Below are 8,616 nucleotides of genomic sequence, written 5' to 3' on the forward strand. Positions count from 1 at the left end.
GGACCTCGAAAAGAAGATCACGGACTTTATTGAATTCTTCAACAACACGATGGCCAAGCCATTTCGCTGGACCTATGAGGGCAAACCACTCGCTGCATAACGGGTCAGACGGTGTCGGGACTTTCACTCTGCTGCACTAGGGCGCCGCCAGTGAGTGCTGCCACGAAACCAAGGGGATGGCGCCACAGGAATCTGCGGATACCGGGCTGATAAGAGAGTAAAATCCAGACCCCAGCAGCAGCAAAGAATCCGACCGCCAGTATCCAGTCAATGACATCATCCAGCACCGCAGGCCCAACTGGGTCGGCCCCGGTACTCGCGTGCCGGCCTCTCGCCTGGGGGCGCTGAGCATGGCAGTCGCGGCACAGTACCAGCCGATTTGGACCATTGCGCCCTATCTCGTAGAGCCTCACCACGTCCGGCATGTCGCCGTCAACCGGGTCGTTCCATGACGCTGCCGCGCTCGGAAACGCCTGACGCACGGCGTGGTAGATCGCGGTCTGGTAGTTCGTCCGGAACGGCGGAATCGACGCACGCGGGTCATAGTCGGTCGGTTCCAGACCATAGCCGCTGGCCACGATCAAGCCGCGCGTGTAGGACACGTAAGCGCCATCGAGCATCCGTGCATCCAGGTCAGTCGTGAAAAACAGGGTCCCTGGGAACGCCGGACGCAGCGCCTGAAGGATGAGCATCTTGTCGTACAGATCGCTCCCGAGGATACCGATGGCGAAGATCCTGGCCGGGCGCCCGTCCGCGTTCTTGAGCCCGGCGAGCTCCTGGGTCAATCGGCGCAGATAGTCCAGTTGCGCCTGACCTTCGGCCCGTTCGTTGGTATCGGTCGGTTTGGGTTGCGCCGCCGCACGCTCGGCCCCGGATTGATGCGCCGCGCCTGACGCGTCGCTCTTATCCTTCCCGGCGGGGATATTGCCATCTAACCCACGCATATAGCTGTAGTAGTGAAGCCAGCGGTGTCCCTGTAGCTGCTCTAAGCTCGCCAGGCGTTGCGCCAACGGGTCGGAAGCTACGCCCAGGAGTTCCTTGCCGACCGCGACCGGCAAAGAGCGGCCATAGGTCGTGTCCCATTCGGAAATCAGGACGATGTGTTTGCGTCTTTGGGCACTGTCAGATGCGCCACAGGCCCGCCGGTCCACGCCGGCCAGCGCCGCGATGAAACACCCGAGAGACTTATTAATCGCCTTGAAGACCCTATTTGGTATCGTATGGACGCTCCCCCCAAAACCTCGCAAGCCCAACTCCTCGATGAGCTGGAGGGCAAGCTGGCTATCGTCCGGAATCGGTCGAGACAAGAACACCGCCCGGTCGATCTTGATCGGATCGCTCTGACATCCCTGAACGCCGACGGCTTGACATGGATGCGCAGAAGGATTGGTGAGGAACGTCTCGCCGCTCAGACTCACATCCGTGGCGGTGGGCGTCGCCGCGTAAAACTCCAATCTCCTTGGCTCCCGCAAGGGAACAACGACCGACCGCGTCTTACGCGCCTCCGCGGCCTCGTGGCGCAGCGCCGCCAGTCCGTCCGAGTCCCCCGGACCTATGACCTTGATCGGCTTACAGACACTTGCATTGGGCACCTTATAAGCGACGAGCGCCCGAATTCCGCGGATTGGCTTGCCATGGAATGCCTCGCTACTGAGCCACAGTAGCATGAGCGTCTCGACGCTCCCCGTAGACGCCTTGCGCTGCAATCGCTCGAACGGAACCACCGTGGGCCGACCGTCATCGCCAGAGAACTGGACATAGCCGACATGGGTCGGGTCGACTGGCTGGTAACCACTCACAGCCAACGCCGACAGGATGGCGTAGCGAGAACGCACGCGACTCTCCGCGGATTCGGCATAGGGTCCAGCGTCTACCAGCACGGCCAGCAGTTGAGTCCTGTCGCCGTCGGCGGCGGGTAACACCCCCCGAACCGCACCGTCGACGTCGGGCCAGCACCGGGGCTCGTCCTCCAATACCGTCGGCTTATCCCACGGTAGCCGCCAGCGTTTGGCGATCAGGTCACGGAGCGACCGGACGGCGGCTGAATCCGGGTCTCCCGGTCGGTCGGGCTGGCTGGAATTGGGAACTGACTTATGGGAAGCGAGATAACGCTCGGCGGCCTCAAAAGGGTCCTGCCAGAGGCGCGCCGGCACCTGCTGATCCGAAAACGCCTGATCGCCCAGTTGGGGATTGGGCGGCCGCTTGGTTTCCAGTGGGCCGCTCTTCAGGATGAAGACGCCGATGATCGTCAGAATGACGGCGAGACCGGGTACGGCAACGCCGAAACCCTCGTTAGACGCGCTCATGGGACTCCCCCTCGGATACCGGCGTACCCATGCAACAGGTCACTCGCTACAAGACCGTGGGGCAGCGCCGTGCGTCACGCACCGCCCCCCAGCCTCAGGGCTTGGGCAGGTGCAGCGCATAGAACATCCGCCCCTCACCCCGCTGGATCAGCACCGCCACCGAGCGACCCGGCGCCAGTGACTCCAGGATGCGGTTGAAGCCGGCCAGGTCATCAACGGCCTGGTTATCGAGCGTGAGGACGACATCGCCCACGGCCAGCCCCGCCTGGGCGGCCGGCCCCTCTTTCACCGCCGCCACCAGGACCCCGCCCTGCTCGATCCCGAGTTCATCGCGGCTCTCCGCCGGCAGTTCACGCACCACCATCCCGAGTCGATTGGGCGTATCAGACTCGCTCGCGGCGTCGCTCTCATCGCTGCTGTCGGCCGACTGGTCGTCCTCTGGCAGCTCGGCAATCTTGATCTCCACCGTGAGCGGCTGCCCCTTGCGCAGCAGCTCCAGGTGCGCGGCCTGTCCCACCGGGGTGGTCCCAACCAACGGCGGCAGGGCGCTGGAGATGGGCAGGTCCTTGCCGTTGTAGGTCAGGATCACGTCGCCCGGCAGGAGACCCACCGCGGCGGCCGGACTGTCGGGCATGACCTGGGCCACCAGGGCACCGCGCGGCTGAGTCAGACCGAAGGCGGGGGCCAGGTCGCGGGTGACGTCCTGGATCAACACCCCCAACCAGCCGCGGCTGACCCGCCCCTTGGCCTTGATCTGCTCGAACACGTCCATCGCCACATCGATGGGAATGGCGAATGAGAGACCCATGAAGCCCCCGGTGCGACTGTAGATCTGGCTGTTGACGCCGATCACCTCGCCGTCCAGATTGAACAATGGCCCGCCCGAATTACCCGGATTGATGGCCACGTCGGTCTGGATAAAGGGCACATAGTTCTCGGTTGGGAGGTTGCGGCCCTTGGCGCTGACGATGCCGGCGGTCGCCGAATGCTCAAAGCCGAACGGCGAACCGATGGCGAGCACCCATTCACCCACTTGCAGGTCCTTGGCTGAACCGATCTTGACCGTCGGTAGCTCGGTGGCGTCGAGCTTCAGCAAGGCGATGTCACTGCGCGTATCGGCCCCCACCAGGGTCGCGACAAACTCACGCCGGTCACTGGTACGCACGATGATCTCGTCGGCACCCTCCACCACATGGGCATTGGTGAGAATATAGCCATCCGCCGAGACGATGAAACCGGAGCCCAGTGAGCGGGATTCTTCGGCGTCGCCCGGCCAGTCCCCGGAATCGCCCTGATCGCCAAAGAAATGACGAAAGAAGTCTTGGAGCGGGCTGTCTTCGGGCAGTTCGGGGATCGGGTTGCCCGGCACGCGCTTGCCCTTGCCTTTGTCCTGGGGCTTGGCCGGGGCCTGCTTGGTGCTGATGTTCACCACCTTGGGCCCGTTTTCCGCCACCAGCGCAGTGAACTCGGGCAGGGCGTGATTGGTCGCCTGGCTCGGGGTCTGAGTGAGGATCAGTACACCCGCCAGAAGGGCACCGATGACCGGCCGAAAACTCGAAAAGAGGCGCATGAAGGCTCCGTGGTGCAGTCGCTTGCACGCCACCGCGCCACCACGACGGCGGGCACTGGCGGATCGACCGGGGGATTGAAGAATGGATCGAGGGGCGCCCGCCCGAGACTGGATGAACACCGGCCGACGGGGGCGCACGGCTGGGCGCCACTTTAGCCTAAACCTTTGACTTCGTCACGCGACAAGGGCGAAGAACGCGAAGAAAAACAAGGCGACGATCTGAGGCGCCAGCGTGCCGACCAAGCCCCAACGGATCGCGCACCCCCCCAATTAAAGCGGGAAACCTTGATCCAGAACATTAAATAGGCGACTGTAGCGAGTTGGCGGACCAGCGCCGCCCAGTCCACCCCTGTTTACGCCTTCGGCCGAGCCGCCAATGAGTCCCGCTATGACTGCACCCGTGACTGCCACCGTTCACCGGCATGACGTACTGATCCTCGGCAGCGGTGCCGCCGGCCTCAGCCTGGCCTTGCGGTTGCGCCCGGATATCACGGTGGCCGTGGTCTCCAAACGGGACCTGCTCGAGGGCAGCACCCGCTACGCCCAGGGCGGGATCTCCGCGGTCTTCGACGCCCAGGACTCGCTCGCCTCCCATGTCGAGGATACCCTGAAGGCCGGGGCTGGCCTGTGCGATCCGCGCGTGGTGCGGCAGGTGGTGGAACACGGCCCGCAGAATATCCGCTGGCTGCTCGATCAGGGGGTGGCCTTCACCCGCGACGCTGAATCCGCCGCCACCGGCGGCTATCACCTGACCCGCGAGGGCGGACACAGCCACCGGCGGGTCGTCCATGCGGCCGACGCCACCGGCGCGGCGGTCGCCACCACGCTGGAGTCGCGGGTCCGCGAGCGCCCGGGGGTCGACCTCTACGAGCAGCACATCGCGGTGGACCTCATCACCTCCCGGCACCTCGGGGACAACCACACGCAACGCTGCCTCGGGGCCTATGTGCTCGATCTCGCCACCGGCCGGGTCGAGACCTTCCTGGCCCGCTTCGTCATGCTGGCCACCGGCGGGGCCAACAAGGTCTATCTCTATACCAGCAACCCGGATGTATCCACCGGCGATGGCATCGCCATGGCCTGGCGCGCCGGCTGCCGGGTGGCGAACATGGAGTTCATGCAGTTCCACCCGACCTGTCTCTATCACCCGCTGGCCCGCTCCTACCTGATCTCCGAGGCCCTGCGCGGGGAGGGCGCGCGGCTGCTCCTACCGGATGGCGAGCGCTTCATGCCGCGCTTCGACCCGCGGGCGGAACTGGCCCCGCGCGACATCGTCGCCCGCGCCATCGACCACGAGATGAAGCGCCTGGGCAGCGAATACGTCTACCTCGACATCTCCCACCGTCCGCCGGACTTCGTCATCTCACACTTCCCGACCATCCACGCCCGCTGCCTGGAACTCGGCATCGATATCACCCGCGAGCCCATCCCGGTGGTCCCGGCCGCGCACTATACCTGCGGCGGGGTCATGGTCGACCAGCAGGCCCGCACCGATCTGCCCGGGCTCTATGCTAGCGGCGAGACCGCCTACACCGGCCTGCACGGGGCCAACCGGATGGCCAGCAACTCGCTGCTGGAGTGTCTGGTCTATTCCGAGCTGGCGGCCCTGGAAATCGGGCGCCTGATGGACGAACCCCATCAGCCCCTCAGCGCCCCGGCGTGGGACGAGAGCCGGGTCACCGAGCCCGACGAGGAGGTGGTGGTCACCCATAACTGGGAGGAGTTGCGCCGCTTCATGTGGGACTACGTGGGGATCGTGCGTACCAACAAGCGCCTGCAGCGGGCCAAACGGCGGGTCGACCTGCTGCACCAGGAGGTGATCGAGTATTACAGCAATTTCCGGGTCAGCAATGACCTGATCGAGCTACGCAATCTGCGTGATGTGGCCGATCTCATCATCCAATCCGCCCTACGCCGCCGCGAGAGCCGCGGCCTGCACTACACCACCGACTTCCCCGACAAGGACCGCAGCCAGCGCTCACCCACCATTCTCATCCCAGACGGCTACCGGCCCCGCGGGCGGGGTTGACTGGTCGGCAAAAAAGGCGCGTACCTGCTCTGGGTCGCGGGTGCGCGCCATCGGCGGGAGACTGGCCAGGAAGGTGTGGCCGTAGGAGCGGCGCAGCAGCCGCGGGTCGCACACCACCAGCACCCCGCGATCAGCGACGCCCCGGATCAGGCGGCCCGCCCCCTGTTTGAGCGCAATCACCGCCTGCGGTAACTGGACCTCAAAGAATGGATTGCCGCCGCGGCGGCGCAAGGCGTCGATGCGCGCCGCCAGGACCGGGTCCCCCGGTGAGGCGAAGGGTAAACGGTCGATCACCACGCAGGACAGGGCCTCGCCCGGTACATCGACCCCCTCCCAAAAGCTCGCGGTCCCGAGCAACACCGCGTTGCCCAACTCGCGGAAGCGCCGCACGAGTTCGGCCCGCGGGGCACTGCCCTGCACCAGGATTGGGTAGTGGATACGCCCGTTCAGGCCCTCCGCGACCTCACGCAGCGCCCGATGGCTGGTGAAGAGCAAAAAGGCACGCCCCTCACTGTAACCGATCAGTTCGCAGGCCAGGTCCAGCACCGCGGTGTTGTAGAGCGGATCGGCGGGCTCGGGCAGCCCGCGCGGCACGAACCAAAGCGCCTGCCGGGCATAGTCGAAGGGGCTGTCCCAGCGCTCGGTCGTCGCCCCCTCGATACCGAGCTGGGCGGCGAAATGGGTGAAGCTGTCGCCCACCGCCAGGGTGGCGGAGGTGAACACCCAGGCGGCCCGCTGGCGCTCGAACTGCTGGCGAAAGACCGCGGCGACCTCCAGCGGCGTCTGATGCAGGCGCAGACCGCGGCCCTGGACCTCGAACCAGCGGACCTGATCCGCGGCCGCTGGCGCACTGAGCAGCTCCAGGCGTGCCGCCAGATCCGTGGCCCGCCCCAGGCAGGCATCCAGCCCCTTGCCTCGCCCCTCCATGGCCTTGAGCCCCTGCGCCAGTGACTGCAAGCGGCGCAGGACTGCGGCCAACGCCCGCACCGGCTCGGGGTCGCCGATCAGGTCGTGCCACGGGCCCCGGCGATCGCCCTCGCCCAGTGACAGACGGAGATCCTGCACGGCCCGGCGCAGGCCGGCGGCACGTTCGCGCAACTCCAGGGCGTCAGCGGCCTCGCGGCCCTGTTCAAGCTCGGTATCGCGCGCCAGGTCATGCAACTGCCGCCCGCTCACCAGGATGCCGAAAAAGCTGGCAGCAACCTCGGGGAGTTGGTGCGCCTCGTCGACGATGAAGGCGTCCGCACCCGGCAGGATCTCGCCGAAGCCCTCGTCCTTGAGCGCTAGATCGGCACAGAAGAGGTGGTGATTGACCACCACCAGGTCCGCCGCCTGGGCCTCCCGTCGGGCCGCGGCCAGGTGACAGTCCTGCCACTCGGGGCAGCTCTGGCCGATACAGTTATCGGTGGTGGAGGTCACCACGGGCCACACCTGGGCATCCTCGGGCAGCGCCAGCTCGGCCACATCGCCCTGGCGGGTGGTCTTGGACCAATCCTGGACCTGGCGCAACTGGGCCCGCAGTTGCGGGTCATGCGCGGCTGGGTCCTCGAGCGCGAGCTTGAGGCGGTGGCGGCACAGATAGTTGGCGCGACCCTTGAGCAGCGCAACGCGCACCGGCAGGCCCAGTGCGTCGCGCACCTGCGGCAGGTCGCGGTGAAAGAGCTGGTCCTGCAGGTTACGCGTGCCGGTGGAGATCAGCACCTTGCGTCCGCACAGGATGGCCGGGACCAGATAGGAGAAGGTCTTGCCGATGCCGGTACCGGCCTCGCAGATCAGGGTCTCGCGCGCCTCCATCACCCGGGCGATGGCCTGCGCCATCGCCTGCTGCGGGGCGCGGTGACTGAATCCGGGGATGCGCTGCGTGAGCAGCCCGCCGGGGCCGAAGATATCAGCAAGCGAGGTCATCTATGGGTGAATCGCCGTTAATCCTAGCAGCCTGTCGGACTTGATGGCGTAACCGATTGATTAAACAGGAAAACGACTTTTTGGCGCAAAAGAGGAAACTCTTTGCATTCAATCGGTTGCATCACTAAGTCCGACAGCCTGCTAGCAAGGTCATTTCTCCCGCCAAGACGCCAAGGAGCCAAGGAGCCAAGGAGCCAAGGAGCCAAGGAGCCAAGGTTATTGGGTGTGTTGTCAGGGTCGGGGCGATTAAGCTGGCGCAGGCGCAGAGCGTGCGGCAACTTCATTGCTGTTCTTGGCGTCTTGGCGTCTTGGCGTCTTGGCGTGAAAAAATGATTCTTCCAAGGTTAATGGATGCCGCCAAGGCGCCAGGACGGGCGCCCCGCCGCTCAGTTTCCGCCCGCCCGCTGTTCAGCCTCGGTGGCGCCAGCGACATCGCCATTGCGCCGTTTCGCCTCGGCGATGATCCGCCAGTTGTCCTTCTTGAGGCCGGCCTGACCGCCGGCATAGTCGTTGGAGCGGGCGGCCAACTGGCCCGCCTGGGCGGTCAGCCCCTGCTCCATGCGCACCCGCGCCAGGCGATTCCACAGATAGGGCTCGCGCGGTGCAATCCGCAGTGAGCGCTCCAGCGTCGCTGCGGCCCCCGCATAGTCGCCGGTCTGGCGCTGCTGCTCGGCCTGGCGCGCCAGGCCGTCCGCGGCGGGCGCGAGCCCCGCGACCGCGGCCGGCTCGGCCGGGGACGGGGGCGCCGGTCTGCGCGTCGCCGTGCCGATGCTGTCGCGCATCGCCAATTTCGACGATTTCGACCC

General features: G+C 65.9%; 5 protein-coding genes. 1 reads left to right on the forward strand and 4 read right to left on the reverse strand.

Going from position 1 to position 8,616, the window contains the following annotated elements; translation table 11 throughout:
- Positions 1 to 104 precede the first annotated feature (104 nt).
- Together QZX93_RS03835 and QZX93_RS03840 are read right to left on the reverse strand one after the other, a co-directional pair.
- Positions 105 to 2,306, reverse strand: a complete 2,202-nt coding sequence (locus QZX93_RS03835) for a hypothetical protein (RefSeq protein ID WP_295393169.1) — start codon at positions 2,304 to 2,306, stop codon at positions 105 to 107.
- 94 nt (positions 2,307 to 2,400) lie between these two features.
- A complete protein-coding gene (locus tag QZX93_RS03840; protein ID WP_295393170.1) occupies positions 2,401 to 3,876 on the reverse strand; it encodes a DegQ family serine endoprotease in 1,476 nt (491 codons plus the stop codon).
- A 388-nt stretch (positions 3,877 to 4,264) separates the two neighbouring features.
- Here QZX93_RS03840 and nadB point away from each other — a divergent pair, with 388 nt between their 5' ends.
- Entirely contained in the window at positions 4,265 to 5,905 is a 1,641-nt protein-coding gene (nadB, locus tag QZX93_RS03845; RefSeq protein ID WP_295393171.1) for an L-aspartate oxidase, read from the forward strand.
- On the opposite strand, the gene QZX93_RS03850 is transcribed toward nadB, so the two are convergent.
- Positions 5,855 to 7,810 (reverse strand): ATP-dependent DNA helicase, encoded by a 1,956-nt coding sequence (locus QZX93_RS03850; RefSeq protein WP_295393172.1) that lies wholly within the window; start codon positions 7,808 to 7,810, stop codon positions 5,855 to 5,857. The genes nadB and QZX93_RS03850 overlap by 51 nt on opposite strands.
- Before the next feature lie 386 nt (positions 7,811 to 8,196).
- Positions 8,197 to 8,616: tetratricopeptide repeat protein (locus QZX93_RS03855; RefSeq protein ID WP_295394384.1), on the reverse strand; the 420-nt coding region annotated here is incomplete at its 5' end.

This window comes from uncultured Thiodictyon sp. (assembly GCF_903946935.1).
In the GTDB taxonomy this organism is placed as follows: domain Bacteria; phylum Pseudomonadota; class Gammaproteobacteria; order Chromatiales; family Chromatiaceae; genus Thiodictyon.

Excerpts from the sequence above, each read along its gene's own strand:
- QZX93_RS03835 (WP_295393169.1), bottom strand. The coding sequence starts at position 2,306 with ATGAGCGCGTCTAACGAGGGTTTCGGCGTTGCCGTACCCGGTCTCGCC.
- QZX93_RS03840 (WP_295393170.1), bottom strand. The coding sequence starts at position 3,876 with ATGCGCCTCTTTTCGAGTTTTCGGCCGGTCATCGGTGCCCTTCTGGCG.
- nadB (WP_295393171.1), top strand. The coding sequence starts at position 4,265 with ATGACTGCACCCGTGACTGCCACCGTTCACCGGCATGACGTACTGATC.
- QZX93_RS03850 (WP_295393172.1), bottom strand. The coding sequence starts at position 7,810 with ATGACCTCGCTTGCTGATATCTTCGGCCCCGGCGGGCTGCTCACGCAG.